Source organism: Desulfovibrio sp. (assembly GCF_035644575.1).
GTDB lineage: Bacteria > Desulfobacterota > Desulfovibrionia > Desulfovibrionales > Desulfovibrionaceae > Desulfovibrio.
In genome coordinates this window covers 1-26,434 of sequence record NZ_DASQOG010000099.1, presented here as the reverse complement: position 1 = coordinate 26,434, position 26,434 = coordinate 1, and the positions used below count along the sequence as shown (strand labels likewise).

The window sequence follows — 26,434 nt, the reverse complement described above, 5'->3', positions numbered from 1 at the left end:
GGATTTTCCTGCATGTGCGCAAAGAAACCGTATCCCGCCGAGAGCAGTTCCTGCCTTTTGGCGGTGATATCCAGCGGCCAGCCGGGATAAATCCAGATGTTGCCGCCGTACTGCCGCGCCCAGAAGGGTTCGCCCATGGGGCTGAGGAATGGCTCGTTGGGTTTGACGCCCAGCAGGCCGAAACGGCTGATGCCCACGGGCCAGTAGCCGGAAAGCACCACGCCAAGCGGCAGGGGGCTTTGCGCGGGCAGGGCCAGCATGTCCTCCTGCGCCAGTTCTGGGCTTACAAACGCGCCCGAAAATCCCATACCGGCAAGTATGCCAAGGGCCGAGGCATTGGCCGCATTGCAGAAAGGCCCGGCCAGCAGGTCGGCGTTTTCCTCAAGCTGCTCGGGGAACAATCCGCGCTGCCACGGAGCGTTGCACACGAAATGCCGTGCGCCGTCACGCCACAGCCGCCCGATGGAGCGGCGGATGATTTCCTCTTCGTCAGGCCAGATAACCGGCGGCAACCACCAGCACATGCGCGGGGCAACCGTGCGCGAAAGTTCGGCGCTGCGCGCCGAAAGCCAGAGGGCCTGCAACTGGCTGCGGCCGGTGCGGGTTTCCTTGCCATGGGGTACGCTCGAGCGCACGTACATGTCTGGCCGGGTTTTGGCCTTGATAGGCTTGGGCAGGCGGGGGTCGCTTTCCACAGCCTTGCTGGGGCGGGAGGGCATGGCCTCAAGGCGCGCCTGCCAGCTTTTGATGATGCGCATGAGTTCCGGTTCGCGCCGGTCAATAAGAAAGACCGGCGTGCCCGCCTTGGGCGTCTTGTGCTTGGGCAGGCGCAGGGTAAGGCTGCCGCCCTTGGGAATACGCCGGGTTACGGGCATGGTGGCATGCCAGCGCTCGTCTTCAACGCCCACGCGCAGGTAGTCCTGCGGCAGCAGTTCAAAGAAGGGTTTGAGCGACACGCCGCCTTCAGGCTCGATACGAATCTTGCCCGCCAGCAGGCCGGAACTGGTCTGACCGTCCGGCGTGGTGGGGATGGTGTGATCCTTCTGCGGCAAAAAGCGCGCGCGCGAGGAGGGCCGCCCCAGCGACATCTGCAAAATTTCTTCCGCAGCCTTGCGGGCCTGGGCATCGCCTGGGTTGTCGCGCAGCATGCGGTAGGCCGTGACCACGTGGTACACGTAGTGCGGGCCTTTTTTGCGGCCTTCGATCTTCCACGACACAAGGTGGGGGATGTTCAGCAGGGTTTTTGCCAGCACGTCCAGCGAAAGGTCGAGGCAGGAGAACCAGCGTCCGTTGTGCTCCTTGCCGCGCACCTGTCCGCGAGAGGCAGGGCGGCGTGGCGCGTCAAAGGATTCATTTCTGCGGTCGTCCGACCTGCCGCGTCCGGCCCTGGGGTCACGCCCATCGCGGCCATCCCGTCCATTGCGGTTCTTGCGGGCAATGTCCATGCGCGACTGTTCCTGGCGCAAGCGATCCTGTTCCTCGCGTTCCGCATTGCGCACAAGCGCAATGGCCGCAGGGCCGCCCTGGCGGTACACGCGGCGGCAGGGCTGCACGCAGCGGCCACGCAGGCCGCTTTTGCCGCCCATGTAGCTCGACCAGTAGCAACGGCCCGAAACGCAGTAGCACAGCGCGCCGTGCACAAAACATTCAAGGTCAAGGCCTTCGGGGCAGGCCTCGCCCATGGTGCGGATTTCATCAATGGAAAGTTCGCGCGGCAGGATAACGCGGTTGGCCCCGAGTTTTTTTGCCTGCAAAAGGCTTTCCGGATGGGTGAGGTTGGCAAGGGTGGAAAGAAAAAGTCCGCCCTCAAAGCCAGCCTGACGCGCCAGATCCAGCATGGCCAGATCCTGCACGATAAGCCCGTCGGGCCTGACCTGGCGGGCAAGGCGAGCCGCTAGCCGATAGGCCTGAGCCGGTTCGTTGGGCTTGACCAGGGTATTCATGGCCACGTAAACGCGGGCGTTTTCCGCATGGGCCAGGTCTGTCAGGCGCGAAAGTTCCGTCAGGCCAAAGTTTTCTGCCTGCATGCGGGCAGAAAAATGCTTGAGGCCCAGATAGATAGCGTCTGCCCCGGCGGCAAGAGCGGCCAGGAATGAAGGCGCGTCGCCCGCCGGAGCCAGAATTTCCGGCCGGGCGGGCGTGGGGGCGGATATGTTCAGAAGATCCGCAGATGTGGAGAAAGTGTCGTTCATATTTTATAATACTCTTTGTACCAGGCCACAAAGCGGGCTATACCCTCGCTGAGAGGCGTGGAAGGGGCAAAGCCGGTGGCGGCGGTGAGGTCGTCAATATTGGCCCAGGTGGATTCAACATCGCCCGGTTGCATGGGTAGAAGTTCCTTGCGGGCCTTCATGCCAAGGGCGTCTTCAAGGGTGCTGATGAAATCGTTGAGTTCCACCGTATTGTTGTTGCCTATGTTGTAGATGCGCCAGGGCGCGGAGCTGCTGGCGGGGTTGGGATTTGCGGGGTCAAAGTCCGGGTCGGGCTGTGGGGCCAGCGGCAGCAGACGCACCACGCCTTCGATGATGTCGTCGATATAGGTAAAGTCGCGGCGCATGCGCCCTTCGTTAAACACCTTGATGGGCTCGCCGCGCACAATGGCGGTGGTGAACAGGTGCAGGGCCATGTCTGGTCTGCCCCAGGGGCCGTATACTGTAAAGAAGCGCAATCCCGTGCAGGGGACGCGGAACAGATGGCTGTAGGAATGGGCCATCAGTTCGTTGCTTTTCTTGGTGGCGGCGTAGAGGCTGACCGGGTGGTCAACGTTATGGTGCACACTGTAGGGCCGTGCGGTGTTCATGCCGTACACGGAAGAAGACGAGGCAAAAAGCAGATGCCCCACCTTGTTCTGGCGGCAGCCTTCAAGAATATGCCCAAAGCCCAGCAGGTTGGCGTTGAGGTACGATTCTGGGTTCTGGATGCTGTAGCGCACGCCTGCCTGCCCTGCAAGGTTGACCACATGGGTAAATCCTTCGCGGGCAAACAGGGTGCCCATTGCCGGGCCATCTGCCATGTCCAGAAGTTCAAAGCGGAAGCGCTGCGCCTCCGGCATGGCGGCAAGTTGGGCCAGACGGTCTTTTTTTAGTTGCACATCGTAATAGTCGTTGCAATTATCAACGCCCACCACGCTGTGCCCATCGGCCAGAAGCCGTTGGGAAAGATGGTATCCAATAAAGCCCGCTGCGCCTGTTACCAGAACATGCATGAGAACCTCCCAGTGTGCATGCAGGCAAGGTAAGCCAGATGCGCGTTCTGGGCAAGAGCGGCGCGCAACGGTGAAATCCTTGTTCCGGGGTATGGGGGCTTGCGGGAAAAAGCGCCGCATCGTATGTTTTGAGGACCGAGGTAACGAATGCAGAAAGCAGAGAATAAAGGATCCGAAACGCAAGGCAAGTCCGCATCTTCTGCGGATAAAGGCCGCCGTCAGGATCGCGCAGCCTGGTACGCTGGTCCGTATAAGGACGCGCTTATATATCTTATGGTCGCCATCTTTTTTGTAGAGATGATTGTTGGCGGCATTTCTTTTTTTTACGGCGTCATGCATGCCGCGCCGGATGTTCCCGGCGGCCCTCCGCTGGCGCGTTTTCCCTGGCTTGGCTGGGCCGTTGCCGCAGTGCTCGCCCCTGTGGGGCTGATGCTCATTGTGCACCTTTCCGGCACATGGGTTTCGCGCTATCTGGGGCGCGAGGACAGCATGCAGGGTGGGCAGGGAGCAGGGCAGGCGGCTGACGATGAGCAGGTGCCTGAACGGCTGCGCCGTTTCTATGCCATAATCCGCAATGCGCCCACGGTGGTTTTGCTGCTGGGCATCATGCTGCTGGGTGCGGGGCTGTTTTTTGTGGACGGGGCTTTCTCCGCCCTGATGCGCCTTGGCGGTGCGCTGGCCGAATATATCCCCTGGATTGCGGGCAGTCTGGCTGCTCTTATTGCCGTGTGTTATCTGGTGCACCGCTGGTTTGTGTACCGGCACCACCGCATGCAGCAGGAATATGAGTACCGGCGCGAAGTGCTGGAACGCACGGGCATTGTGCTGGTGGACAAGGGCTGCATACCCCTGCCGCAAAATGACGTGCAGCGTCTGGCTCTCGGTGGGCATGTGGTGGAGGCGCAGGCCTTGCCCCCGGCCCTTGATGCCGAAGCTGCGTCGGGTGATGCCGCTGCTGGCCACAATGGAACGGCAGGGCATGATGACGATGTGACCGATGCGGAAATTATCAGCCCCGACACGGCAAATCCGTCTGAGAATACGGCTGACGCGACCCCTGCGGACAACGCAGTCAGCCCCGCTGACGCGTCAAAGCCCGTGGATGCCTCTGCGGATGCCTCTGCAGCCGATGAGGCTGAAAAGCCCCGCAAGCAGGGTTAACTGCTGCTATGGACACCAGATTGTTCAGCACGAATGCGGCGGAAGCATGAGCATACCCACACCAGGTAAACCTGTTCGCGGTTCCCGCAGCGGCGTGCCGCTCATGGCGCTGTTTGACCTGCTGGGCAAGCGGTGGGCCATGGGCGTCATCTGGCAACTGCGCAAGGGCCCGGCCACATTCCGCGCCCTGCAGGAATCCTGCGAATCCATATCCCCGGCGGTGCTCAACAGCCGTTTAAAAGAACTGCGCGAGGCAAAGCTCGTGTGCACCACCAATGACGGCTATGCCCTGACGGATATGGGTGTGGAGTTGAGCCTTCTTCTGGAGCCTTTTGGAGGCTGGGCCATCACCTGGGCTATGGAAGTGGCCCCGGAGGAGGCCGAACGCTGGAGCGAACTGCTCAGCAAAAGGCTCGCGTAGCCACCTCCGGGGATTCCTGCACAATCGGGCCGCGACTATTGCTGCGCGGCCTTGATGGCCTTGAGCGTCCGGCCTCCCAAACCGATGGCATCGGTTGCGTATTCCTCAATAAATACCACGAACTTTTCCTGCGGAACGGACGTTGCCGCCACTGCGGCTGCGGTCAGGCCTTCAATCAGGTTTTTCTTCACTTCTTCCGTTGTGCTGTGCATGGCTATGGTAATGACGGGCATGGTTTGCTCCTTGTCGTTTGATCTTGCGGCTTGCGCTCCGCGTATTTTGCGAAGCTGCAAGCAAAGGTAGTGTTCTTGCACGCGCTATGGAATAAATAGCGCGCTATGAAAAAAATAGCAAGAACTGCCCACGGTCAAACCTGCAAAGACGGCAGCGTGTGTCCGTATGACTGATTCTTCAAGGTTTAGCTGCCAAAAGTTGATGGGCATTCCCTGAACGTGTTCATGTTCAGGGAATGCCCATTTTCAATAACCAGCCAGTATCCAAATTTTTGCTGAAAAAAAAAGCTGCCCGGTGCTTAATCTAAAGAGCCGCAACCTGGGTGAGGCCGCGCCGCGCAAGGGCTATGTCAGCCAGTGCGTTAATGCAGGCCGCCGCCACAGCGGAGCCGCCCTTACGGCCCAGCAAGGTAAAGTGGGGCCAGGGGCTTTGCCGCAAAAGTTCCTTTGACTGCGCCGCGTTCACAAAGCCCACAGGCATGCCCACTATGAGGGCAGGTGGCTGCGCGCCTTGCGCAAGCACGTCCAAAAGCCCCAACAGGGCCGTGGGCGCGTTGCCGATGACCACAATGTTACCGCCCATGTTCTGCGCAATGCTCTCAAGCCCGGCGCGGGAGCGTGTGGTGCCCCGGCTGGCGGCAAGTTCCGCAAGACCGGGCAGGCCCATGAGCGGGGTTACTGTTACCCCCAGAGGTTCAAGGCGGCGCATGGGCAGGCCAGCAGCAGCCATGCGGGTGTCGGTATACACGGTGCAGCCCGCGAGCAGGGCGCTCACGCCAGCTTCAAGGCCCTGGGCGCTCAGCCGCAGGTCATTCACGATATCCGTATCGCCAAGGGTGTGGACACAACGACGGGCCACCTGCCAGAGCGGGCCGTTAAAGGCTCGCGGTTCGGGAATTTCCGCATCTATGATGGCGAAAGAGCGGTTTTCTATGTCGGCTGGGGTGCAGGCCGGGTCAAGATCAACACTGATTTTGTCTGTGGGGTCGTGAACCATAAAATCCTCAGAGGCATGTGTCTGAAAGGTAGGCGGCGCAAGTGCGCAGCCATGCGCGCCAGAAGCGGCGGGAGCCTTCGGGATAGCAGTGCAGCCATGATCCGGCGACAGATCCGAGGCGGCAGCCTTCATCCCGCAAAAAACGGCCCTGACTGTCGTAGAGCTTCCACAGGGGACGGCATGGGGTGGGCAGGGGTATTTCTTCTTCCTGCGCATAGTGAAATTCGTGTCCACGCACCCACAGGGGCCGGGCGTTAGGCCGTTTAAGCGTGGGACATGTGGGCGCGGGCCAGTCAGGCGCGGCCTGCGCGGCCCGGTAGCCCAGAGCAGCCTTGCTTGCGCCGAGTGCGCAGTTGCGCGGCAAGAGGCCGCTCATGGCGTGGCCTTGCCCTGCAATCTGCACGGACTGCATGAGGTAGATATAGCCCCCGCACTCGCCGTACATGGGCATGCCCTGTGCAGCCAGGCCGTGCAGGGCGGCGCGCATTGCCGTGTTGGCGGCAAGGCCCGGGGCATGCAGTTCCGGGTAGCCGCCGGGAAAGTACAGGCCGGAACATTCGGTTGGCGGCGCGGCATCCCGCAGGGGAGAAAAGGTGACAATGCGCGCCCCAAGCTCGTGCAGCACGGCGGGCAGATCCGCATAGCAAAAGCTGAAAGCTTCGTCCCATGCCAGCCCCACAACGAGCTTGCGTTTGCGCTGTGGCCTTGGCGGGAGAGACCCCATATGGGGGAAAAATCGGTCTGACGGCGGCTCATGTGCCGAAGCTAGTGGCGTTTGCTGCGTAAGTTCGGGTACTAACGCGTTGGACGTGTCTGCATTGACTGCCCGCCGCTGCGTTTGCACTCCCGCCAGTTTGAGCATGCGGTTCAGGTCGCAGTGCTGCTCAACCCATTGGGTCAAAGCTTGCCTGTCCACCGCAGGCAGGGCCTCGCGCGCTTCCACAAGCCCCAGATGGCGGGAGGGAAGTTCCGGCGCGCCCTGACGGGGCAACAGGCCCAAGAGGGGTACTCCAGCGCTCTTGGTCAAGGGCGTCAGTGACTGACGCAGCAGGGCGGCGTGCCGGGCGCTGCCCACATGGGTGCACACCATGCCAAGAAAACGGACCGGCAGGCCGCCAGCCCATGCGGGGCGGTGATGCAGGAAACCCTCTGCCAGCGCGGCAATGGACTGCCCCATACCGCCCGCGTTGAGTACCAGCAGCACGGGCAGACCCAGCAGGCAGGCCAGATGCGCAGTGCTGCCCGCTCCACGGTGTCCTCCGTCAAAGAGGCCCATGGCTCCTTCCACCACCAGCAGGTCTGGCTTGGCGGACTGCTTTGTCTCGGCCTTTGCGTCGTCCGCGTCCCCATGCCGGGAACAAATTGTGGACATGCGCTTAAAAACGCGGCCCAACCCTTTGGGGATGCGCCCTGCGGGCAGGGGGTGCTCGTCTGGGGACGGCGCGGCTTCCCGGCACATCCATGTGTCCAGATTGGCTGCGGGCTGGCCTGTCAGCGCCGCATGAAAGGCAGCATCAATATAGTCCGGCCCCGTCTTGGCCGCACGGGCCATGAGCCCGCGAGCGTGCAGGGCGCAGAGCAGGGACAGGGTAAAGGTCGTTTTGCCCGCATTACTGCCCGTGCCGCCTATGACAAGGCCGGGTATGCTCGGCTGCGGCTTGGGCATGTTTGCGCTCCGTATGATGTCGGCAGGGATTGCCTTGCGGCAGAGGCTGTCAGCGTTGTCGCAGGGCCTCGGCAATGATGGCCGCGTCTGCCTCCGGGCGGGCTTTGAGTTGCAGCTCGGGGTTGCCGCCGGAGCAGGCAAAACCTTCAGGCCCCAGTTCCACTAAACCGGCGGAAACAACGCGGCTGTAGGGCAGCTGTTCGCGCATGTCGCTGTGGTCTACACGGCGCGGAAAGATGAAAGGCACTTCCTGACCGGAAAAGTCTTCAACGATGAGGTACTTCACAGGGGCCTCCTCAGCGCGCGTCGGGCGCGGCGGGCTTGGCGTTGCGGCGGTTTTGCAGATACTGCCGCACGGCCTTGTTGTGGTCATTGAGGTTGGTGGAAAAAACATGCTCGCCACCATCGAATTTCGCCACAAAGTACAGATAGTTGTGCGCCTCGGGGCGGACAGCTGCGGCAAGGGCCGCTGCGCCGAACGAACAGATGGGGCCAGGCGTCAGGCCGGGGCGCTGATACGTGTTGTAAAGATTGTTGGGATCGTCCAGATCGCGGCGCCGCAGGTTGCCGTCAAACTTGGGGCCAAGCCCGTAAATCACCGTGGGGTCGGCCTGGAGCAGCATGCCCTTGTTGATGCGGTTCTGGTAGACCCCGGCCACACGGGCGCGTTCTGCATCAATGCCTGTTTCCTTTTCCACAATGGAAGCAAGGATAACCCATATTTTGAGCTGTTCTGTCTGGCTCGGCCCCGGTTTTTTGCCGTCGGGCCACACGTTGGCGGTCTTGCGCCAGAAGTTGTCCACCATGCGTCCGGCAACGGCCTTGGCCTGCGCCAGATCGACGACGTCATTTTTTTTGAGCAGATACGTATCCGGCATCAAAAAGCCCTCAGCCGTAGCAAAGGGGATGCCGTAATGACGCAGAAAGTCCGGGTCGGTCACGACCTTGCGAAAGTCGTCAAAAACCACAAGCCCGGCCTCTTCAAGTACCTTGCCCGTCTGCCACCATGTGAGGCCTTCAGGCACGGTGACGCGGTACAGCACGGGGTGGCCGTTGACCAGCTCGTCCAGCACCTTTTCCGGCAGCCAGCCCGTATTAAGGGCGAATCTGCCAGCCTGGAGGCGGTTTTCCCATTTTTTATAGCGGGCCAGCAGGTCAAGCTTGCGGGCGTCGGTAACAACCCCCTGCTTGACCAGCCCTGCGCTTACCTGCGCCAGGCGTGCCCCGACAGGTACGTCAAAAAAAACATCGCGGCCTGGGGTTTCCGGTGCGGTGGTGAGGAAAGTGTGGGCCTCGTAAGCCACCCATCCTCCGCCTGCGAGAGCCAGCAAAAGCAGCAGGCCCAACGCGCGCAACAGTGTTTTCATGCGGGTCTCCGATCTTGAGGAGCAAGCGAAAGAAAGGAAGAAAGAATGCGCACGGCGGCCTGCTGGTCAAGCACGGCCTTGCGTTTGCGCATTTTCAGACCGGCCTCGCGCAGGTCGGCCCAGGCTTCCTCGGAACTCAGCGCCTCAATCATAAAGAAAAAAGGCAGCGGCACCCGGCGCTTGAGGCGCTCGGTCACGTTGCGTATCTGGCGCGTGGTCATGGTTTCTTCCCCATCAAGGGTCAGGGGCAAACCTACGACCACCGCTTCTGCCCCGGCCTCGGCAATGCGCCCGGCAAGGGCGGCCAGAAAGGCCTTGCGGTCGGCAAAATCCTCAAGCCGCAAGGTGGTCAGCGGAAAGGCCAGGCGTCCTTCAGGGTCGGAGGCGGCAAGGCCCGTGCGGGCCAGACCGTAATCAACGGCAACGAATTTCACTGCAAGCCTCGTTGTGCGCTGTGCTGCGCGTTTGCCAGCGGGTGCGGGCACCTTTGAGGATATGCATTCTCAAAGGCAGGGCAGTCTAAATGATGCCCAGCAGCGACAGCAGGCCAAGGGCGCTGCCGCTGACCAGCGGGCCAAGCACAAGCCCGAGCGCCCCGGTGAACAGCAACAACAAAAGAATGACAAATCCGTAACGCTCCACACTCAGGTAACGATATGCGGCGTTTGGGGGCAGAAAATAGGCCACAACCTTGCTGCCGTCCAGCGGAGGAATGGGCATCAGATTGAGCCAGCCCAGCCCGAAATTAATGATTACGCCCGTCTGGATGGTCTTCAGCGCAAAGACGTAACTTGTGCTGTCCATCCATTGCTGCGGCGGAAAAACATGCAGCACGGCCCACAGCAAAAGGCCAAAAAGCCCTGCCAGCAAAAAGTTTGTGAGCGGCCCGGCAAGCGCTACCAGCATCATGTCTTTTGCGGGATTGCGGAAGTAACGGGGATTGATTGGCACAGGCTTGGCCCAGCCGAACACAAAGGCCCCGGAAAGGCTCGTCAGCACAAAGGCCAAGAGGCCCATGGGGTCAATGTGCGGCAGGGGGTTCAGGGTCAGCCGCCCCATGAATTTTGCGGTAGGGTCGCCGCAACGAAAGGCCACCCATCCGTGGGCCACTTCATGCAGAATGATGCCCAGGAGAGCGGGTACAGCGGCTACGGCCAGGGTGCTCAGCACCTGAGAAAGGTCTAGGTTCAGCATATGTTGCGGGTACCATTTTCCTCTTGGCGCGGCAAGGTCGGGCCTAGCCCGAGGAGGCTACCTTGCGCACCAGCAGATCGTCGTCAGGCCAGATGTGGCGGTCAGGCGTAAGCAGCTGGCCGTTGCGGGCCACAAGGGCTGTTTCCTCGGCAAGGCCAAGGGCTGCAAGCAGCTGGCGCGAGGTCTTGGGCCGGGGCATGGAAAGGTATTTTTCTTCCGGCTGCACCAGTACGGTCACGCGCGCTCCCGTGTGTTCCGGCTTGACCACCTGAACGTGAACGGCGTGCGCGGCGGGGGCTGCTGCGGCCTCGGTTGCCTGGGTATCGGTAGCCGGGGTGGCGGTGTCAGTCATGCAATACTCCTACAGGTAGTCTTCGAGCAGCGCGCAGGTATGGCAAACCAGCGGCGCACAGGTTTTGATGAAAAGATTGTTCTGTTTGACAGCTGCCATGCCCTCGGGCGTGGTAAGGTCATGCCCCAGAACGCCCCGGCACTGCAAGCTGCCGTGAGCCTTGGCAAAAGCCTCGGTAAAGGCGTCGCGCCGGGCGTAAAAGGCCTCTTTCTGCGGGCGCGGGCATGGGCCGCTCGGGCCGTACATCATGCCTATGACCATGAGCGAGCCGGAAACGCAGCCGCATACCTCGGCCTTGCCCATGCCTGAGCCGAAGGCCGAGGCAATGCGCAGAGCTGTTTCTTCCGTCAGGCCAAGCCTGTCGGCAAAGTGGGCCAATACCTGCTGCGCGCAGATAATGCCCATGTTGAAGTCTTCTTGCACGTCTTCAAGCTCAGGAGGTGTGCTCATGCTTTGTCCTTATGTGCAGAAGTAGTAAACGAGAGTCACAATAGTCATGCTGGCGGCCCGCAGCCCCTGATTGGCGAGGATAAGCCGCAGGGCCAACGCCGGGCGGAAAAAGCCCGCGTAGGATGGCAGCTGGTGCCGTATGGCCCGCATGGGTGTGGAAAGGATATTGCCCACCATGAGGGCCAGCACCACATCACGCGGCGAAAGCCCGCCCGTTTGCAGCACGCTGCCCGCAGCGCCGAGTGCCGCGCCAAGCTCCGCCGCCAGATGCAGCACAATGATGCCCATGGCCTGCGGCTTCAAAAATGAGAGCCAGCCCATGTGATCGGCGAGCCATGCCTCTGCCAGCGCAAAATAGCCGTAACGCTGCATGCAGAACATAAGCACGTAAATGGGCGCCGTGAAGTACACCAGCTTGGGAAGACGCCGCAAAAAACGCCGCCAGGCCTTGTTCAGCGCTTCGCGCCACGATGTGCCCGCCTGCTTGATGTTCTGACAGGCAATACAGCCCGGCGGTGGCGGCGGCAGCAGCCAGCGTGAAAGCACAACGGTAAAGCCCGTGCGTCCCGCGGCGGCGATAAAGGTAAGCCCAACGTACACAAGGGCAGGAGTGCCCAGTACCGGCCAGGTGAGCAGAAAAATGGTGGGCGTGTGCACAAGATAGGCTGGCAGGCTGTTGAAGAGGTTTGCCAGCATGAGCTCGTTGCTCGAAAGCTCTCCCAGATTGTGGCTGTCAGAAAGCAGCCCGTTGGCAGCGGCGGGGGACACAAAGGCCAGCGAAAAACTCGCGCCCGCGACTTCGCGCAGGTGAGCGGTCTGGGCCAGGGGCGCGGCAAGCCGGGCAAGATGGCGTGTCCAGCGCAAGGCCTCCAGAAGGTTTGCCACAAGCAGGCCCACCGCCAGCCCCAGCAGCAGACGCAGCAAAGGCCAGCCCAGGGAATGCCAGAGGCTTGCGAGTGTGAGTGCGGTATCTGGGGAGGTTGCTGTCATGCTGATGGGCTTGGCGCTGCCGGAAGCTGAAATGCGGAACAGTCAAGGATTGGTGCGCCCCTGCGGGAACGCCCGCAAGGGCAAAGCCATGATTCGCCGTGGCTAGGGATTATAGCCCGTGTCGGGGGGCAGATCCCTGCGGCCAGCTTCTGCGCGGGCCAGAACGTCGCAACGTTCGTTTTCAGGGTGCCCGGCATGGCCTTTCAGCCAGCGCATGCGCACCTTGTGGGTGGAAAGCAGGGGCAGCAGGCGCTTCCACAGGTCAACATTGAGGGCGGGCTTTTTGTCGCTCTTGATCCAGCCTTTTTTCTGCCAGCCCCAGACCCAACGCTTTTCAATGCTGTCGCATACGTATTTTGAGTCGGAGTAGAGCTCGACTTCGCAGGGGTTTTGCAACTGGCTCAGGGCCTCCACAACCGCCAGGATTTCCATGCGGTTGTTGGTGGTCAATTTGTAGCCGCCGGCAAATTCCTTGCGGTAGTCCTGATCGTCAAGTTTGAGCACGGCGGCCCAGCCGCCGGGGCCGGGATTGCCCAGACATGAGCCGTCCGTATGAATGGTCACTTTCTGCATTGTAGTCCTTTACGCGGGTTCCTGCCGAAGCTGTTCGGCGAGCGGCAAGCATACACGGCAAAGCCTTGCTGGGCAATGCGCCTCTTGGGGGGGGAGGGCGGATGCCACCCGGCAGAAAGATCCATGGAATGGAATGCGGCAGAAATGAAGAAGGAGGGCGCGGGGGAGGGAATATGCCCCTCCCCCATAAAATTTGTAGTTAAAATTGTTCCAGAGCAGTTAACACTTGATATGCTCGCTTACGGCTGGCAAAAGCCTGCTTGCGCATATTTCGAGGCAAGAATTTTCAGGAAAATTCTTGCAGAGCAGTTAACTCATTTCATTCGTAAACTGCTCTGGCCGGGTTCGTTTCCCGCGCGCATCAGGCAGTGCAGCAGCACGTCAGCGCCTGCCGCGCAGTCTTCCCAGGAGGTGTTCTCTACCTCGGCATGACTGCGCCCGCCCATACTTGGCACAAAGATCATGGCTCCCGGCGCAACCTGGGCAATATAGATCATGTCGTGCGATGCTCCGGAGACCATGTCCAGGCAGGGCAGGCCAAGACTGCCCGCAGCCTCGCGCACCATCCAGCGCAGACGCTGGTCAAAGGGCACGTGCGAAACCTGCCAGATGCGTTCGGGCGTAACCTCACACCCCGCCAGTTGCGCGGCTTCGGCCAGCGCTGCCTCAATGCGTTGGCACACGTCATCCGTGGCGGATTCATCCCAGCCGCGTACATCGATGGTGAACTGCACATCCCCGGCAATGACGTTGCGCGAATTGGGCGAAGCATGCACTTCGCCCACAGTGGCCACCACCTGGCCGGAACTGCGGGCAATCTCGAAAATGCGCGCCGCCATAAGCGAAAAGGCGTATATGGCATCGTGCCTGCTGATCATGGGCGTTGGCCCGGCATGGTTGGGCACGCCCTGCACGCGCACATTATACCAGCGCAGGCACACAATGCCCTGTGGTATGCCGATGGGGATGCTTTTCTCTTCCAGCACAGGCCCTTGCTCTATGTGCAGTTCAAAGGCCGCATGCACAGGGCGGGGGAAATAGCTGGAATCGCCCCGAAAGCCGATGCGTGCAAGCTCCCCGCCAAGGGTAAGGCCTTGCTGGTCTTTGAGGGCATACATATCTCGTTGCGTCAGCTTGCCAGCCCATACGCCGGAGCCCGAGCAGCCGGGGGTGAAACGGGAGCCTTCCTCATTTGTCCAATCTGCTACCACCAGATCGCGCAGCAGGGTTACGCCCGCATCGCGCAGGGCGTTCACAACCTCCACGCCAGCCACAACGCCCAGCATGCCGTCAAAACGTCCGCCGAGCGGCTGAGAATCGCCGTGAGAGCCTGTCATCACCGGGGGCAGGGTTCTGTCCTTGCCCGGCAGCACGGCAAAGATATTGCCCATGCCGTCCACATGGATTTCGCAACCCAGTTCCTTCAGCCATGCGCTGAGTTGCTGCCGGGCGTCTTTGTCTGCGTCGGACAGGGCAAGCCGGGTGACGCCGCCGCCCGCAGTTGCCCCGAATGCAGATATTGCTTCCATGCGGTTTTGCAGCCGCGCCTTGTCTACACGCATAGAGTTCATGCCTTCTCCCCTGGTTCAGGCTCTATTCATTCGGCGGGGGCACGGGCCTTCATGCCGTGGCCCCAAGGTACCCCCGCCAGCGCCGGATACCTATGACATGCCGAATTTGTCGCGGAACAGTTTGCCGGTGAGCTCCATGTCCGAATCGGCCCATGTGCGGCGCATGCGGTTGAGGGTGGGCATGCCCAGATTGAATTCGTTCAGCCAGTTGCGGGCAAAGATGCCTTTTTCCGTTTCTTCAAAAATCTGCTGGATGGCGTCTTCGTTGATAACGCGCGGGCCGGATGTGCGCACGGCAAACTCGCAGGTGCGGCTGGCGCGGCGGGTGAGGTATTCTTCCACGCCCACTTCATCGATATCGTCAATGATGGAGCGGATGGAGCGCACGGCCTTGGCATAGGCGAAGGAAGCCGGGTAGCCGTTATCGGTCATGACCTTGTAGATGGAGCGCATGAGCTGAATGGCCCCGCCGTAGAGCACCTGTTCTTCAAAATTGTCGCCCTCGGTTTCGTGCTGGAACGAGAGCTTGATGGTGCCCACGCGGGTGCTGCCCACGCCCTTGGCAATGGCAAGGGCAGTGGCAGCGGCATGGCCGCTGGCGTCCTGATCGACGGCCACAGCGCCGTAGATGCCGGAGCCTTCCTTGAACTTGCGGCGCACCACCGGGCCGGGGCCGTTGGGCACAAACAGGATGACGTCCACATCCTTGGGCGGCTTGATGGTGCCGTAGAGGATGGCAAAACCGTGCGCAAAGCTGAGGGTCTGACCGGGGCGCAGGTGGGCGTGGATGGAAGAATAGTACACGGCGGGCTGGGCCGGGTCTTGCAGCAGGATATGGACGATATCCGCCTTTTTGACGGCCTCCTCGATGTCGTACACGGCAAAGCCGTCGGCCTCGGCGTCCTTCCAGCTGTTGTGCACGGCTCTGTCGCCAACGCCTATGATCACGTTGATGCCGCTGTCGCGCAGGCTTTTGCCCTGAGCCTTGCCCTGGCTGCCGTAGCCGATGATGGCAATGGTCTTGCCGTTGAGCACTGAAATGTCTACGTCTTCGTCCCTGTAAATTTCGCCAAATTGTGACATGGTATATCCTTATTGAAAAAGCGGGAGGCTAGAGGGCCACATCGCGGTTGCAGTCCTTGGAGTAGATGTAGGTGAGCCGTCCCCTGCCAGTGGCGTACACGGCCTGCGGGGTATAGGGGCCAAAGAAAATGAAGTCTTCCTTCTGCACCTGAATCCACTCGGCCCCCAGCAGATAGATGCCCTCGCCCTCCAGCAGGTAGGCTCCGTGCTCCTGCACGTGGGTTTCCACAAAGGGGTGGCAGCCTGCGGGGTCAAAGCTGAGGGTGTGCATGTTCATGTCAAAGCCCAAGTGGGTGGGCAGCAGATCGCGGATAAACACGTTGGCCATGTCTTCGTAGATGCGCTCTTCCATTGTTGCGGTATTGCCGAATACGGCTTCGGCCTCGTGGCCGGGCAGGGCAATGTAGCGCTGCTTGTAGAGCAGAAAGCGCACCGGGGCATTGGTGGTGTTGGTAAATTCAAGGCCTTTTCCCGCAGGGGCAAACACGTAGCCGCCGGGGGCCAGAGTGTGCTTCTGCCCGCAGGTGGCGGCGGTCAGCGCGCCAGAGCCGTCCATGACATATAAAAAGGCTTCCACGCCCGGCTCTTGCGCAAAGGGGGCAACGGTACCCCCGCCGGGCAGGGCGGTGCCCACATACTGTACAAAACTTGCGCCCAGTTTGGGGGAGGCAATGATGGACATGTTGCAACCCTCGATGCCGGGTATGACGTTGCGCACCCGACCTTCCGGCGGAATGACCGCATATTCGCCGGGCCGGATGACGGCCCGTGTTTTCAGCAAGCCCTCTGGATAAGCCATGTTTCCTCCTTGAGCAGATTTAGTTGTATTTGCCCAGACCGGGCACAGCGCGCCGGTCTCCGCAACGGGCGTTCGCAGGGGCGGACGCCGGAGCAATTTTTGATAAATTGCCCATAATGCTCAGTTCACCGTCTGAATGAACGAAGCCAGTTCCGGAGTGCCGGGCTTGGCAAAAAGTGCCTTGGGGGCCCCGGCCTCGTGAACCTTGCCCTGGTGCATGAACACCAGTTTGTTGCCTACTTCGCGCGCAAAGCGCATTTCGTGCGTGACCATGATCAGGGTCATGCCTTCCGCCGCAAGCTTGCGCACGACCTCAAGCACTTCGCCCACCAGCTCGGGATCAAGGGCGGAGGTTATTTCATCGCACAGCAACATCTTGGGGCGCATGGCAAGCGCGCGGGCAATGGCCACCCTTTGCTGCTGCCCGCCGGACAACTGATCGGGAAAGGCGTTGAACTTGTCGGCAAGGCCCACCCGCGCGAGCATTTCTGCGGCAAGCTTCCGCACTTCGGCTCCCGGCTCTTTTTTGACAATGCGCGGGGCCAGCATGACGTTTTCCCCGGCCGTAAGGTGGGGAAAGAGGTTGAACTGCTGAAAGACCATGCCCACCTTGAGCCGCAGAGGGCGCAAGTCGTTTTCCAGCCCCCGGACGCGGTCGCCGTCAATTTTCACAAAACCCGCATCAAAAGTTTCCAGCCCGTTGAGAATACGCAGAAACGTGCTCTTGCCAGATCCGCTGCGGCCAATGACGGCCACAACGTCGCCTTCTTCCACCGTGAGGTTGACCCCACGCAGCACCTTGGTTTCACCAAACTGCTTGTGCAGTTCATCAACGACGACCAGCGACATGGAGCCTCCTTTCAATGCAACGGGCAAAGGCCGACAGCGGATAGCACATGAGGAAATACCCCGCAGCCACAAGGCCGTAGACCAGCAGCGGCCTGAAGGTTGCGTTGGCGATCATGGTTCCGGTTTTGGTTATTTCCACAAGGCCGATGATCGAAGCCACGGCTGTTCCTTTGACGACCTGTACTGAAAAGCCCACAGTCGGGGGGATGGCTATGCGCAAGGCCTGGGGCAGGATGACGTGACGCAGCTGCTCGTAACGGTTCATGGCGAGGCATGCCGATGCCTCCCACTGACCCTTGGGCAGCGCCTCAACACATCCGCGCCAGATTTCAGCAAGGTACGCGCTGGTAAAGAACGTAAGGCCCAGCGTAGCGGCGGCCAGGGGCGAAATATCCACCCCAAACAGGGCCAGCCCGAAAAAGATGAGAAAAAACTGCATAAGCAGCGGCGTATCCTGAAAAAACTCAATATACGTCATGGCCAGGGCGCGCAGTTGGGCCTTGGGCGAAATGCGCGCAAACAGCACAATAAGGCCCATGACGCCGCCAAGAGCGAAAGCGATGGCAGACAGAACGATCGTCCAGCCCGCGCCCGTAAGCAGATGGCGCACCATGTCCCAGATAGAGAAGCTGATCATGCGCGCCCCCTGCGGATGCAGTGTTTGCCAAAGGCATGCAGGCTCTTGCGCACGGCAATGGCCAGAGCAAGGTACATGAGGGTGCTGGCGAGGTAGACCTCAAAGGCGCGGAACGTGCGGCTCTGGATGAGGTTGGCCTCAAAGGTCAGCTCCTCGGCGGCGATCTGCGAGCATACCGAAGACCCCAGCATGACAATGACAATCTGGCTGCACAGGGCGGGCCACACGGTTTTGAGCGCCGGGCGCAGAATCACGTGGAACAGGCACTGCCAGCGGCTCATGGCCAGGGAGTCTGCGGCTTCAATCAGGCCCTTGGGCACAGCCGCCACGCCAGCCCGGATGATCTCGGTCGAATACGCGCCAAGGTTGACGACCATCGCCAGCACGGAGGCTTCCCATCCGTTCAGCCGCACCCCAAGGGCGGGCAGGCCGAAGTATATGAAGTACAATTGCACAATAAAGGGCGTGTTGCGGACGCATTCCACATAGGCGGTAAAAAACGGGTGCAAAAAAGGCAACCGCCACTGGCGCGAAACCGCTCCCAAAATGCCCACGGCAAGGCCCACCGTGGCGCTGACCGCCGTGAGGGCCAGCGTCAGCGCTGCCCCCTGAACCAGCAATGGCCAGTTTGCCGCAATGGGCTCGAAGGTAAACTGATAGGCCATGGCTGTTCCCCTAACTGGAGGCCGTTCTATAGCGACCACCCCATACGTCCTGGCTGTTTGCGGCAAGGCCGCTATCTTGCAGCCTTGCGAGGTTGCCGTATCCGAATCTTGCCGCTATAACCTTGTGGTCTTACCGGTAAAGAGTTGGTAAGCACGGTGTCCCTCTCAGTCCTTTTTGGCAAGTCGGCAAAAAATCCTTAAAAGTCCTGCGGCAGGGAAGTACGCAGCCATGTCTGCGCAATGGCTTCAAGCTGCCCGTCCTTCTTTGCCTGGGTGATGATGTCGTCCACAGCCTTTTGCAGTTCCGGTTCGTTTTTGTTCAGCCCTATGTAGCAGGGCGAGTTCTTGATGAGGAATTTGACTTCCAGATGTTTGACCGGGTTTTGTCCGTTGATGGAGGCAGCCACAACGTTGCCCGTGGCAACCATCTGCGCCTGGCCGGAAAGATAGGCGGCGATGGTCGAGCTGTTGTCTTCAAAGCGGCGAATTTCTGTGGATGCGGGCGCAATCTTGGTCAGTTCCATGTCCTCAACCGCGCCACGGGTCACCGCAATGGTCTTGCCAGCCAGGTCTTCTGCGGTGGCGACCTTGAGATCGGCGGGGCCAAAAACGCCGTTAAAGAAGGGCGCGTAGGCCACTGAAAAGTCGATGGCTTTTTCGCGTTCGGCGTTTTTGCCCAGTGAGGAGATGACCAGATCAACCTTGCCTGTGGTAAGGTAGGGAATGCGGTTTGTGCTGGTTACCGGCACAAGCTTCACCTTGACGCCAAGGCTTTTTGCAATAAGCCGGGCAGTGTCAATGTCGTAACCCACAGGCTGCATGTCGGCGCCCACAGAACCAAAAGGGGGGAAGTCCTGCGGAACAGCAATGGAGATAACGCCTGCTTTTTTTATTGATTCAAGCGCGTTATCTTTTTGCTGGGCGTAAAGGGATTGCGGCAGGGCTGCGGTCAGCAGCATGACGGCCAGGATGAAACCAAGGCGGCTGAAAAAAAATTGCATGACGTCCCCCGAAGAAAATGTTTGAGTAAACCCGGAATTATCCACGTTTTGGTCAAATTCTGGTAAGACCGGTAAAAAATGATTGCTCTGTTTCTACAAATTTGTCAACATGGGTAGACAGAAAATATTACTTCTACATATCGGTGGAAATTATGTGTGCTAAATTACAGGAAAAGATAGAAGGAACTACAAAATTGTGGAAATCTAGCTCGGAAGAAGCCGCCGAAAGTATTTTATCAATGATTTTGGATAATAACTGGCAAGAAGGGCATAAATTGCCTCCGCAGCGCGCGCTTGCTGAATCTCTGGGGGTCAGCCGCCCCACGGTACGTGAAGCTCTGGTTATTCTGGAGACCATGGGTAAGGTGACCATACAGCCCGGCAAGGGCGTATTCCTTGTGACACGCGCGCAGGAGAACCTGTCTGCGACCCCTGTCACGCGGTTTGACCGGTCATTCATTACGGGCAAAGAAACGCAGATTTTTCAGTTCAGGCATGCCATAGAGCCAGCCATTGCCGCCCTTGTGGCCCTGAACGCCACGCAGGCCCAGATTGACGACATGGCAGCCATGCTGGACGACATGAAACAGGCCAGCGTGCGCGGTGACGTGCAGCATTTTGCCCAGCTGGATTTCGCCTTTCATACCCAGATGATTGAGGCGGCCAACAATCCTTTTTTTATTGAAGCCATGCGTCCTTTTTTTGATCTGTTTTCTGAAAGCCAACGATTGCCTTTTTCCAATCAGGAAGGGCTGGTGGACACCATGCGCGAGCATGCGGCACTGCTGGAGCATTTGCGGACACGGAACCCGCACGGGGCGCGTTTGGCTATGGAAGAGCACGTTGTCGCCACTGCCGCCAGAGCCGGGGTGCGTATTTCTTCTTGGTGAGGGAGTGGGGCGAGCTTTGGGCGGCGCTGGCGGAGCATTGGAAAATCGCGGGCGAGTGGCGCACCCCGCGCCAGGGCCAAAAAAAGGCGGCCCTGCGAAAGCAAGGCCGCCCCGTGACTGCATGCAGCCAGAATTAGGAATTCTTGAGCTGGGTTATGATGCGGGCCAGGTTCTGGGCCTGTGCCGCCAGCTCGGAAACAGCCTTGCTGGCTTCGCCCATTGCCTGTGATGTTTCAGACGCAATAGTATTGACGTGTTCCACCGAACGGGCGATCTCTTCGGAAGAAGCGGACTGCTCCTCGCTGGCGGTTGCGATGCTGCGCACCTGATCTGCTGTCTGCTCCGCAAGGCTGAGGATTTCCGTAAGCGCGGCGCCGCATTGTTCGGCAAGATCTGCGGCAAGGTTTACCTTGCCCACCGCCTGATCCATGCGCCGCACACCTTCTTTGGAGCTTTCCTGAATGGCCTGAATGGCCTTGCCCACATCCTGGGTGGAGGACATGGTCTTTTCTGCCAGTTTGCGCACTTCGTCTGCCACAACGGCAAAGCCACGGCCAGCCTCGCCAGCGCGCGCTGCTTCAATGGCCGCGTTCAGCGCCAGCAGGTTTGTCTGGTCGGCGATGTCCGAGATGACGGTCATAATTTCGTTGATGGCCTGAGCGTGGACAGAAAGAGTGTCCATGTTGGTTTTGAGGCCAATTGTTTCGGCCTGAACCTCGTCCATGGCGCGCCGACACTTTGTGGTTACATCATCGCCTTCCTTGGCCTTGCTCTGTGTGGATGCGGACAGGTTTGCCCCGGCTCCGGCGTTCTTGGCAACCTCAATAACTGTGGCGTTCATTTCTTCCACTGCCGTGGCGGTGTCCGCAATGCGGTGGGCCTGCTGCTCGGCGCCGTGCGAAGACTGCTCAATCTGGGCGGAAAGTTCTTCAGAGGCCGATGCGATAACGTTGACCACGCCTTCAAGCTGGGTTGCGGCGTCAAGCAGGCCTTCCTTGCGGGCTGTTTCTGCCCGCGCGGTGGCTTCTTCTGCCACAAGCTGGGCCTTGCGGGCATGTTCCGCAGCTTCCTGCGCCTTTTTGGATTCTTCCTTGGCGTGGTCAATGTGGGTTTTGAGGGCCGCCACCATGGCCACAATGGATTCGTACACGCCCGCCTTGTGGCTGCCATCGTCAATGTTGTAGTCGCCGTCCACAACCCGCAGGGCAATAGTGTTCAGTTCGCCGGGGTCTTTGCCCAGCTGCTTGTGGGTGCCGCGCAAGATGACAGCCGCTGTGGCGGTTCCCGCCAAGATGGATGCCACCAGCAGACAGATAACCAAAAGTTTTGCCGAGGCGTATAAGTCATCGCAGCCTTTGCTGGCGGCCAGGCTGCCTTCCGTATTTATGCGAACAAGATCTTCCAGGTAGGCAGAGGTTTTTTCAAAAATAGCCCGGGTTTTGCCACGTGTGAGGTCGCGCGCTTCGTCCAGTTGCCCTTTGTTGGCAAGCGTGACCACATCTTTTGAAGTATCCATGTAGCTCTGCCATTCGTGCAGGAACCCCTCGTAGGCCTTCCTTTCTTCGGCGGAAGAAATGAGCGGAGCGTACTGCGACTTGTTCTTCTCAATGTCTTTGAGGGTGGCATCCATTCTGGCCTGATAACGAGCCCTGTCCTGTGCTTCGGGGCTGTTGGCGAGCTGTACCTGGGCGAGTCGAAAATCTGATGTATTTACGTTGAGATTCAAGACGTATCTGGTGGAGGGGAGCCAGTTCTGATTGATATCTGTTGTGCCGTCATTGATCTTTGACATCTGCACAAGGCTGAAAAGCCCAAGGGCAATTGTCAGAGCCATTAAAAAACCTGCCATCAAGGATAACTTGACACTCAACTTCATGATGCTTCTCCACTGTGATAAGATCTGTTTAGGCGTTCCGCTCAATCTTTTGTTGAAATTTTAATGGAATGTGATGCAGAGTTGATTTTAAATAAAATTTTCTTCTACAGTTTTAGTATTATCGACATTGTGTCCTTTTTGCATAGGTATATATTGCTCAAGTATAAAAATGTATTAATGCATAAAAATAAAAAACAACATTAAATTAAAATATAGAAAGGTAATATAAAATATTGTAATAATAAAAAGAACGTAAGTCCTATTTTGCGTAAAATAATAAAGTAAAAAATCTTTTTTTATGACACTATTGTTTACAAAATAAGATAACCACCATGAGAAGTAGTTGTCTTTTCTTTAAGGTAGATGCTTAGGGGGATAATAATTTAAACCCCATTTTATTCCGTTATGAAAATAAAATTGAATTGCAATAAAAAAATAATGTTGTTGTATTCTTTGTCCAAAAAGCCCGACACAGCAGGGCTGCTCCCAGCTGATATAGATGGTAATATACTCCCATGTCTAGTCAAGAAAATTCCGTTATAGTAATAGGATGGAAAAATATTCTTATTTAAATGAAGCTGTTGCGAATATTCTGAAAGGAAGGCGCGAAGCTCTTGGCATGAGCAAGCGTAAGCTATCTGAGCTTGCGATGATAGAACGTGCTTATATTACCGGATTGGAAAATGGTAAATGGAACGTGACATTGAATGTTTTGTTTTTTTTAAGTGAGGCGCTTGAAATAAGGCCTGATGTATTTATTCAGTTAATTATGGATGAGGTTGAAAACCTGAAAAAAAGGAAAGCATCATGATCGTATTCTTCCATTCTTCTGGGCAGTGCAACAAGAAAAAGCCGGAGCTTTGCTCCGGCTTTTTCTTTCTGAAATGTTCGCCTTGCTGGTCTAGTAGCGGTAGTGGCTGGGCTTGTACGGCCCTTCAACCTTCACGCCGATATACTCAGCCTGCTCTGGGGTAAGCGTGGTAAGCTTGACGCCAAGGCGGGCAAGGTGCAGACGGGCCACTTCTTCGTCCAATTCCTTGGGCAGGGTGTAGACCTTGTTTTCCAGCGGCTCGGAGGCAAGCTTGAGCTGGGCAAGGGTCTGGTTGGTGAAGCTGTTGGACATGACAAAGCTGGCGTGCCCGGTAGCGCAGCCAAGGTTAACCAGACGGCCCTCGGCCAGCACAATGATGCTGCGGCCAGACTTGAGCGTCCACTTGTCCACCTGCGGCTTGATGTTCAGGCAGGTAATGCCGGGGGTGTTTTCCAGGTAGGACATCTCGATTTCGCTGTCGAAGTGGCCGATGTTGCACACAATGGCCTCGTCCTTCATGGCTTCCATGTGGGCACCGGTGATGACGTGGTAGTTGCCGGTGCAGGTCACATAGATGTCGCCCTGGGGCAGGGCGTTTTCAATCGTGGTAACTTCATAGCCTTCCATGGCGGCCTGAAGGGCGCAGATGGGGTCGATTTCCGTCACCAGCACGCGTGCGCCAAAGCCGCGCATGGACTGGGCGCAGCCCTTGCCCACATCGCCGTAGCCCACGACCACAACAACCTTGCCTGCCACCATGATGTCGGTGGCGCGCTTGATGCCGTCAGCCAGGGATTCGCGGCAGCCGTACAGGTTGTCGAACTTGGACTTGGTGACCGAGTCGTTGACGTTGATGGCCGGAAACAGCAGGGTGCCGGCGGCTTCCAGCTGGTAAAGGCGGTGAACGCCGGTGGTGGTTTCTTCCGAAACGCCCTTTACCTTGGCGGCAACCTTGTGCCAGTGCTGCGGGTCTTCCTTGAGGCGCAGCTTGAGGCGGTCAAGAATGCACGGAAATTCCTTGTTGTCGGTCTTCTGATCAAGAATGGAGGGGTCGTTTTCCGCTTCATATCCCTTGTGGATCAGCAGTGTGGCGTCGCCGCCGTCGTCCACGATAAGGTCGGGGCCGCTGCCGTCAGGCCAGGTGAGGGCCATTTCCGTGCACCACCAGTAGTCTTCAAGGGTTTCGCCCTTCCAGGCAAAAACCTTGGCCATGCCGCTTTCCGCAATAGCGGCGGCGGCATGATCCTGGGTGGAAAAGATGTTGCACGAGGCCCAGCGGATATCCGCGCCAAGGGCGTGCAGGGTCTTGATGAGCATGGCCGTCTGAATGGTCATGTGCAGGGAGCCGGTGACCTTGAGGCCCTTGAGAGGCTGGGTGGGGCCGTACTTTTTGATGCATTCCATGAGGCCGGGCGTTTCGCGCTCGGAAAGCTGCATTTCCTTTTTGCCAAAGTCAGCCAAAGATATGTCGGCCACTTTGTAGTCAAGGGTCAGGTCAAGAGGCTTAATCATTGTTTACTCCTATCCGCAATTTTGTTGTTGTCGGTAAAATCTTGGGAAATTTGAGCCGTTGGGCAAGGCTGTCAGCGGGCTTCGGCGCTGAGGAGAAGCATGGTCATGTTTCTGTTCACCTGCACGTGCTTGCAGTGCAAAACCGCAAAGCCGGCCGCAGCCAGATCAAGGCCAAGCTGCTGCTCGTCAAAGCCAAGCCAGCGGTCGCCGTAGCGGGAGCGCATGGTTTCATCGGCATGACGCTGAAAATCGGCCACAAAGAACCTGCCGCCTACAGCCATGATGCGCCGTATCTCGCGCAGGCCTTCAGCCGGGTCTGAAAGATGGTGCAGCACAAGGTTGATGCAGGCAAAGTCCGCCTCGCGGTCGCGCAGCGGCAGGTGGCTCAGTTCGCCAATGCGCAGTGAAACGCGGCCCTCGGCCAGATCCTCCGGCGTAAAGCGGCGGCGGCAGATTTCAAGCATGCGCGCGGAGCCGTCCACCCCAATGACCCCTTGCGCCTTGGGCAGCATGCGCGCGAGCACAGCGCCCGTGCCGCAGCCGAGGTCTACTGCGGTGCCGCAGCCGTCAGGCATTGCGTCGCAAACCGCCTCGGCCAGATCAAAGCTGCCAAGAACCTCGCGGTTCAACTCGTCCCAGTCTTCCGCAATGGCGTTAAAAAACTGGCGGGTTTTAAGCGCGCGTTCTTCAAGAATCTGGGCGGCCATATTGAGGTCCGCCCGCATGGCGGCGTCCGGATGGACAAAGGGCGTGATGGCGCGCAAAAAATCAAGCTCTTCGCCCGCGCGAGGCGTGGCATAAAAAACCCACAGGCCATCACGGCGCGAGGTGAGCAACCCTGCCTCGGTAAGAATCTTGAGGTGCCGCGAAACACGCGATTGCCCCATATCAAGGATACTGACCAGCTCGTTGACCGAGAGTTCGTAATGCAGCAGAATATGAACCAGCCGCAAGCGGGTTTCATCCGATAGAGCTTTGAAAAATAAAAGTGCCATTATCTGTCCAGTTTCAATAAATCAAATTTGATTGATGTAAGTATCAATATATCAGCATATAGTCAATATGTTCACAACAGGTACAGCTAGAAGCCCGCGTCCAGCAACACCAGAATCCAAGCCAAGATATGGGTCGCTGCCTGTTTTTAAGGAACGATAATGGCCGTATTCCGCAAACGACAGAAAGACTCCCAGCCCGTGCACGCCACGGAGGTCATGGCCTCCGTGATGGCGGGGCTTGGCGCTGCCCCCGGCCAGGGGGAAACGCGGGCGCGTTTGCAGCAGCTCTGGCTCAACTGGGGCATGGTCATGGGGCCTGATCTTGCGCCTCTGGCGCGGCCCATGGGCCATCATCGGGATGTCCTGCTTATCGGGGCAGAGGATGCCATGCTGGCGCAGGAGTTGCACCTTATGGCGGGCGAAATGCTGGAGAGGGTCAATGCCTTTATGGAACAGCCCTTTTTCAGCGCCATAAAGGTCAGCCTGCTCATGGGCAAGGCAGGGCTGGACAAGGCCGCAACGCGGAAAACGGCAGGTGCGGATAAGCCAGCGCCTCGGTTACGCGCGCCTGAGCCTCTGTGCGCGGATGGCGTGTATCTGGAGGCAATGGATCCTTCCTCGCCAGTGGCACGAGCCTATGCGCGCTTTATTCGGAGGCGGCGCACACGCTGAGCAGCCGACGGTCAGGCCCGGCAGGGAGCCGCAACCGCAATGCGTGTTGAGGACAACGAGCGCTCCTGACAGAAAAAACTGCCTGTGAGTATCCTTGCCTTCTCCCTCCGGTTTTATTCGTGGCAGGTACGGCTTTCCATTTTCTTTAGGGTAAACCGCAAAAGAAAACGTATCTTTTTTAATTATATATATTGGTATGTTATAAATTTTAATTGCACTTTGTGCATGCGATTTTGTTGTTCGCTTGCTGCGCTTTATTGACAACGCTTCTAGTGCGGTGCTAGTTTTCCCCAACGTTAACTGGGGATTTTTGTGGCCATTGTTTGATGGTCTGAGCCTGCGGAGGGAATGAATGGACGTGCAGAAAACCATGGAAGACATTTGCCTGAAACAGGACAACGGCTGCGACTTTGCTTTTTGCGGTCGTCTTTTTTCGGAATGTTCCTGGTATGACGAATCGCTTG

The 26,434-nt window shown here is 58.6% G+C and carries 28 protein-coding genes; 5 read left to right on the top strand and 23 right to left on the bottom strand.

Going from position 1 to position 26,434, the window contains the following annotated elements:
* A partial coding sequence (locus VEZ52_RS05735; RefSeq protein WP_324835970.1) for a peptidase U32 family protein occupies positions 1-2,192 on the bottom strand: 2,192 nt, incomplete at its 3' end.
* Positions 2,189-3,205: an NAD-dependent epimerase gene (locus VEZ52_RS05730; protein ID WP_324835968.1), complete on the bottom strand. Its 1,017-nt coding sequence runs from the start codon at positions 3,203-3,205 to the stop codon at positions 2,189-2,191. The genes VEZ52_RS05730 and VEZ52_RS05735, both read right to left, overlap by 4 nt.
* 147 nt (positions 3,206-3,352) lie before the next feature.
* On the opposite strand from VEZ52_RS05730, the gene VEZ52_RS05725 reads away from it, so the two are divergent.
* A complete protein-coding gene (locus VEZ52_RS05725; RefSeq protein ID WP_324835966.1) occupies positions 3,353-4,366 on the top strand; it encodes a hypothetical protein in 1,014 nt (337 codons plus the stop codon).
* 46 nt (positions 4,367-4,412) lie between these two features.
* Complete coding sequence (locus tag VEZ52_RS05720; protein ID WP_324835964.1) at positions 4,413-4,787, top strand: helix-turn-helix domain-containing protein; 375 nt, start codon at positions 4,413-4,415, stop codon at positions 4,785-4,787.
* 35 nt (positions 4,788-4,822) lie between these two features.
* Here the strand turns inward: VEZ52_RS05720 and VEZ52_RS05715 are convergent, their stop codons facing one another.
* The 18 genes from VEZ52_RS05715 to VEZ52_RS05630 all read right to left on the bottom strand — a co-directional run bounded on the left by VEZ52_RS05715 (position 4,823) and on the right by VEZ52_RS05630 (position 19,214).
* Positions 4,823-5,020, bottom strand: coding sequence for a tautomerase family protein (locus VEZ52_RS05715; protein ID WP_291444297.1), 198 nt, complete (start codon positions 5,018-5,020; stop codon positions 4,823-4,825).
* A gap of 304 nt (positions 5,021-5,324) precedes the next feature.
* The gene (locus VEZ52_RS05710) at positions 5,325-6,017 is read right to left on the bottom strand and encodes a precorrin-8X methylmutase (protein WP_324835962.1); all 693 of its coding nucleotides are present in this window, start codon (positions 6,015-6,017) and stop codon (positions 5,325-5,327) included.
* A 7-nt stretch (positions 6,018-6,024) separates the two neighbouring features.
* Complete coding sequence (locus VEZ52_RS05705) at positions 6,025-7,683, bottom strand: cobyrinate a,c-diamide synthase (protein WP_324835961.1); 1,659 nt, start codon at positions 7,681-7,683, stop codon at positions 6,025-6,027.
* A 49-nt stretch (positions 7,684-7,732) separates the two neighbouring features.
* Positions 7,733-7,969 carry a hypothetical protein gene (locus tag VEZ52_RS05700; RefSeq protein WP_324835959.1) on the bottom strand — a complete coding sequence of 79 codons (237 nt, stop codon included), beginning with the start codon at positions 7,967-7,969 and terminating at the stop codon, positions 7,733-7,735.
* 10 nt (positions 7,970-7,979) lie between these two features.
* Complete coding sequence (mltG, locus tag VEZ52_RS05695; RefSeq protein WP_324835957.1) at positions 7,980-9,050, bottom strand: endolytic transglycosylase MltG; 1,071 nt, start codon at positions 9,048-9,050, stop codon at positions 7,980-7,982.
* The gene (gene ruvX, locus VEZ52_RS05690) at positions 9,047-9,484 is read right to left on the bottom strand and encodes a Holliday junction resolvase RuvX (protein ID WP_324835955.1); all 438 of its coding nucleotides are present in this window, start codon (positions 9,482-9,484) and stop codon (positions 9,047-9,049) included. Before ruvX ends, mltG begins: the two co-directional genes overlap by 4 nt.
* 85 nt (positions 9,485-9,569) lie before the next feature.
* Positions 9,570-10,244, bottom strand: coding sequence for a site-2 protease family protein (locus VEZ52_RS05685; RefSeq protein WP_324835954.1), 675 nt, complete (start codon positions 10,242-10,244; stop codon positions 9,570-9,572).
* Positions 10,245-10,287: 43 nt separating this feature from the next.
* A complete protein-coding gene (locus VEZ52_RS05680) occupies positions 10,288-10,596 on the bottom strand; it encodes a hypothetical protein (RefSeq protein WP_324835952.1) in 309 nt (102 codons plus the stop codon).
* A 9-nt stretch (positions 10,597-10,605) separates the two neighbouring features.
* Entirely contained in the window at positions 10,606-11,046 is a 441-nt protein-coding gene (locus tag VEZ52_RS05675) for a C-GCAxxG-C-C family protein (RefSeq protein ID WP_324835951.1), read from the bottom strand.
* A gap of 9 nt (positions 11,047-11,055) precedes the next feature.
* Positions 11,056-12,036, bottom strand: a complete 981-nt coding sequence (locus VEZ52_RS05670) for a hypothetical protein (protein ID WP_324835949.1) — start codon at positions 12,034-12,036, stop codon at positions 11,056-11,058.
* A 102-nt stretch (positions 12,037-12,138) separates the two neighbouring features.
* Positions 12,139-12,609, bottom strand: a complete 471-nt coding sequence (gene rnhA / locus VEZ52_RS05665) for a ribonuclease HI (RefSeq protein ID WP_022658999.1) — start codon at positions 12,607-12,609, stop codon at positions 12,139-12,141.
* A gap of 314 nt (positions 12,610-12,923) precedes the next feature.
* Entirely contained in the window at positions 12,924-14,180 is a 1,257-nt protein-coding gene (locus tag VEZ52_RS05660; protein WP_324835946.1) for a M20 family metallo-hydrolase, read from the bottom strand.
* A 90-nt stretch (positions 14,181-14,270) separates the two neighbouring features.
* Positions 14,271-15,263, bottom strand: a complete 993-nt coding sequence (gene ilvC / locus VEZ52_RS05655) for a ketol-acid reductoisomerase (RefSeq protein WP_324835944.1) — start codon at positions 15,261-15,263, stop codon at positions 14,271-14,273.
* Positions 15,264-15,291: 28 nt separating this feature from the next.
* Positions 15,292-16,062, bottom strand: coding sequence for a (S)-ureidoglycine aminohydrolase (gene allE, locus VEZ52_RS05650; RefSeq protein ID WP_324835942.1), 771 nt, complete (start codon positions 16,060-16,062; stop codon positions 15,292-15,294).
* A gap of 120 nt (positions 16,063-16,182) precedes the next feature.
* Positions 16,183-16,911 (bottom strand): amino acid ABC transporter ATP-binding protein, encoded by a 729-nt coding sequence (locus VEZ52_RS05645; protein ID WP_324835941.1) that lies wholly within the window; start codon positions 16,909-16,911, stop codon positions 16,183-16,185.
* The gene (locus VEZ52_RS05640) at positions 16,892-17,548 is read right to left on the bottom strand and encodes an amino acid ABC transporter permease (protein ID WP_324835939.1); all 657 of its coding nucleotides are present in this window, start codon (positions 17,546-17,548) and stop codon (positions 16,892-16,894) included. Before VEZ52_RS05640 ends, VEZ52_RS05645 begins: the two co-directional genes overlap by 20 nt.
* On the bottom strand, positions 17,545-18,213 hold the full coding sequence (locus VEZ52_RS05635; RefSeq protein ID WP_324835937.1) for an amino acid ABC transporter permease: 669 nt from the start codon (positions 18,211-18,213) through the stop codon (positions 17,545-17,547). The genes VEZ52_RS05640 and VEZ52_RS05635 overlap by 4 nt, the downstream gene beginning before the upstream one ends.
* 197 nt (positions 18,214-18,410) lie before the next feature.
* Positions 18,411-19,214, bottom strand: coding sequence for a transporter substrate-binding domain-containing protein (locus tag VEZ52_RS05630; protein ID WP_324835935.1), 804 nt, complete (start codon positions 19,212-19,214; stop codon positions 18,411-18,413).
* Between the two features lie 152 nt (positions 19,215-19,366).
* Between VEZ52_RS05630 and VEZ52_RS05625 the strand changes: the two genes are divergently transcribed.
* On the top strand, positions 19,367-20,104 hold the full coding sequence (locus VEZ52_RS05625; RefSeq protein ID WP_324835933.1) for a FadR/GntR family transcriptional regulator: 738 nt from the start codon (positions 19,367-19,369) through the stop codon (positions 20,102-20,104).
* A 133-nt stretch (positions 20,105-20,237) separates the two neighbouring features.
* On the opposite strand, the gene VEZ52_RS05620 is transcribed toward VEZ52_RS05625, so the two are convergent.
* Positions 20,238-21,980, bottom strand: coding sequence for a methyl-accepting chemotaxis protein (locus VEZ52_RS05620; RefSeq protein ID WP_324835932.1), 1,743 nt, complete (start codon positions 21,978-21,980; stop codon positions 20,238-20,240).
* Positions 21,981-22,530: 550 nt separating this feature from the next.
* On the opposite strand from VEZ52_RS05620, the gene VEZ52_RS05615 reads away from it, so the two are divergent.
* A complete protein-coding gene (locus VEZ52_RS05615; protein WP_324835930.1) occupies positions 22,531-22,791 on the top strand; it encodes a helix-turn-helix transcriptional regulator in 261 nt (86 codons plus the stop codon).
* 90 nt (positions 22,792-22,881) lie between these two features.
* On the opposite strand, the gene ahcY is transcribed toward VEZ52_RS05615, so the two are convergent.
* Both ahcY and VEZ52_RS05605 read right to left on the bottom strand, forming a co-directional pair.
* Positions 22,882-24,303, bottom strand: a complete 1,422-nt coding sequence (ahcY, locus tag VEZ52_RS05610) for an adenosylhomocysteinase (protein ID WP_324835929.1) — start codon at positions 24,301-24,303, stop codon at positions 22,882-22,884.
* Between the two features lie 71 nt (positions 24,304-24,374).
* Complete coding sequence (locus tag VEZ52_RS05605; protein WP_324835928.1) at positions 24,375-25,298, bottom strand: metalloregulator ArsR/SmtB family transcription factor; 924 nt, start codon at positions 25,296-25,298, stop codon at positions 24,375-24,377.
* 159 nt (positions 25,299-25,457) lie between these two features.
* Here VEZ52_RS05605 and VEZ52_RS05600 point away from each other — a divergent pair, with 159 nt between their 5' ends.
* Positions 25,458-25,970: a DUF721 domain-containing protein gene (locus tag VEZ52_RS05600; protein ID WP_324835926.1), complete on the top strand. Its 513-nt coding sequence runs from the start codon at positions 25,458-25,460 to the stop codon at positions 25,968-25,970.
* Positions 25,971-26,434 lie beyond the last annotated feature (464 nt).

Bases quoted from the DNA above. Each gene is read 5' to 3' on its own strand.
- VEZ52_RS05600 (WP_324835926.1), top strand. From the start codon at position 25,458: ATGGCCGTATTCCGCAAACGACAGAAAGACTCCCAGCCCGTGCACGCC.
- VEZ52_RS05710 (WP_324835962.1), bottom strand. From the start codon at position 6,017: ATGGTTCACGACCCCACAGACAAAATCAGTGTTGATCTTGACCCGGCC.
- VEZ52_RS05680 (WP_324835952.1), bottom strand. From the start codon at position 10,596: ATGACTGACACCGCCACCCCGGCTACCGATACCCAGGCAACCGAGGCC.
- VEZ52_RS05620 (WP_324835932.1), bottom strand. From the start codon at position 21,980: ATGAAGTTGAGTGTCAAGTTATCCTTGATGGCAGGTTTTTTAATGGCT.
- VEZ52_RS05685 (WP_324835954.1), bottom strand. From the start codon at position 10,244: ATGCTGAACCTAGACCTTTCTCAGGTGCTGAGCACCCTGGCCGTAGCC.
- rnhA (WP_022658999.1), bottom strand. From the start codon at position 12,609: ATGCAGAAAGTGACCATTCATACGGACGGCTCATGTCTGGGCAATCCC.
- VEZ52_RS05605 (WP_324835928.1), bottom strand. From the start codon at position 25,298: ATGGCACTTTTATTTTTCAAAGCTCTATCGGATGAAACCCGCTTGCGG.
- VEZ52_RS05715 (WP_291444297.1), bottom strand. From the start codon at position 5,020: ATGCCCGTCATTACCATAGCCATGCACAGCACAACGGAAGAAGTGAAG.
- VEZ52_RS05670 (WP_324835949.1), bottom strand. From the start codon at position 12,036: ATGACAGCAACCTCCCCAGATACCGCACTCACACTCGCAAGCCTCTGG.
- VEZ52_RS05730 (WP_324835968.1), bottom strand. From the start codon at position 3,205: ATGCATGTTCTGGTAACAGGCGCAGCGGGCTTTATTGGATACCATCTT.
- VEZ52_RS05725 (WP_324835966.1), top strand. From the start codon at position 3,353: ATGCAGAAAGCAGAGAATAAAGGATCCGAAACGCAAGGCAAGTCCGCA.
- allE (WP_324835942.1), bottom strand. From the start codon at position 16,062: ATGGCTTATCCAGAGGGCTTGCTGAAAACACGGGCCGTCATCCGGCCC.
- mltG (WP_324835957.1), bottom strand. From the start codon at position 9,050: ATGAAAACACTGTTGCGCGCGTTGGGCCTGCTGCTTTTGCTGGCTCTC.
- VEZ52_RS05660 (WP_324835946.1), bottom strand. From the start codon at position 14,180: ATGAACTCTATGCGTGTAGACAAGGCGCGGCTGCAAAACCGCATGGAA.
- ilvC (WP_324835944.1), bottom strand. From the start codon at position 15,263: ATGTCACAATTTGGCGAAATTTACAGGGACGAAGACGTAGACATTTCA.
- VEZ52_RS05630 (WP_324835935.1), bottom strand. From the start codon at position 19,214: ATGCAATTTTTTTTCAGCCGCCTTGGTTTCATCCTGGCCGTCATGCTG.
- VEZ52_RS05720 (WP_324835964.1), top strand. From the start codon at position 4,413: ATGAGCATACCCACACCAGGTAAACCTGTTCGCGGTTCCCGCAGCGGC.
- VEZ52_RS05635 (WP_324835937.1), bottom strand. From the start codon at position 18,213: ATGGCCTATCAGTTTACCTTCGAGCCCATTGCGGCAAACTGGCCATTG.
- VEZ52_RS05640 (WP_324835939.1), bottom strand. From the start codon at position 17,548: ATGATCAGCTTCTCTATCTGGGACATGGTGCGCCATCTGCTTACGGGC.
- VEZ52_RS05705 (WP_324835961.1), bottom strand. From the start codon at position 7,683: ATGCCCAAGCCGCAGCCGAGCATACCCGGCCTTGTCATAGGCGGCACG.
- VEZ52_RS05615 (WP_324835930.1), top strand. From the start codon at position 22,531: ATGGAAAAATATTCTTATTTAAATGAAGCTGTTGCGAATATTCTGAAA.
- VEZ52_RS05625 (WP_324835933.1), top strand. From the start codon at position 19,367: ATGTGTGCTAAATTACAGGAAAAGATAGAAGGAACTACAAAATTGTGG.
- VEZ52_RS05645 (WP_324835941.1), bottom strand. From the start codon at position 16,911: ATGTCGCTGGTCGTCGTTGATGAACTGCACAAGCAGTTTGGTGAAACC.
- VEZ52_RS05675 (WP_324835951.1), bottom strand. From the start codon at position 11,046: ATGAGCACACCTCCTGAGCTTGAAGACGTGCAAGAAGACTTCAACATG.
- ahcY (WP_324835929.1), bottom strand. From the start codon at position 24,303: ATGATTAAGCCTCTTGACCTGACCCTTGACTACAAAGTGGCCGACATA.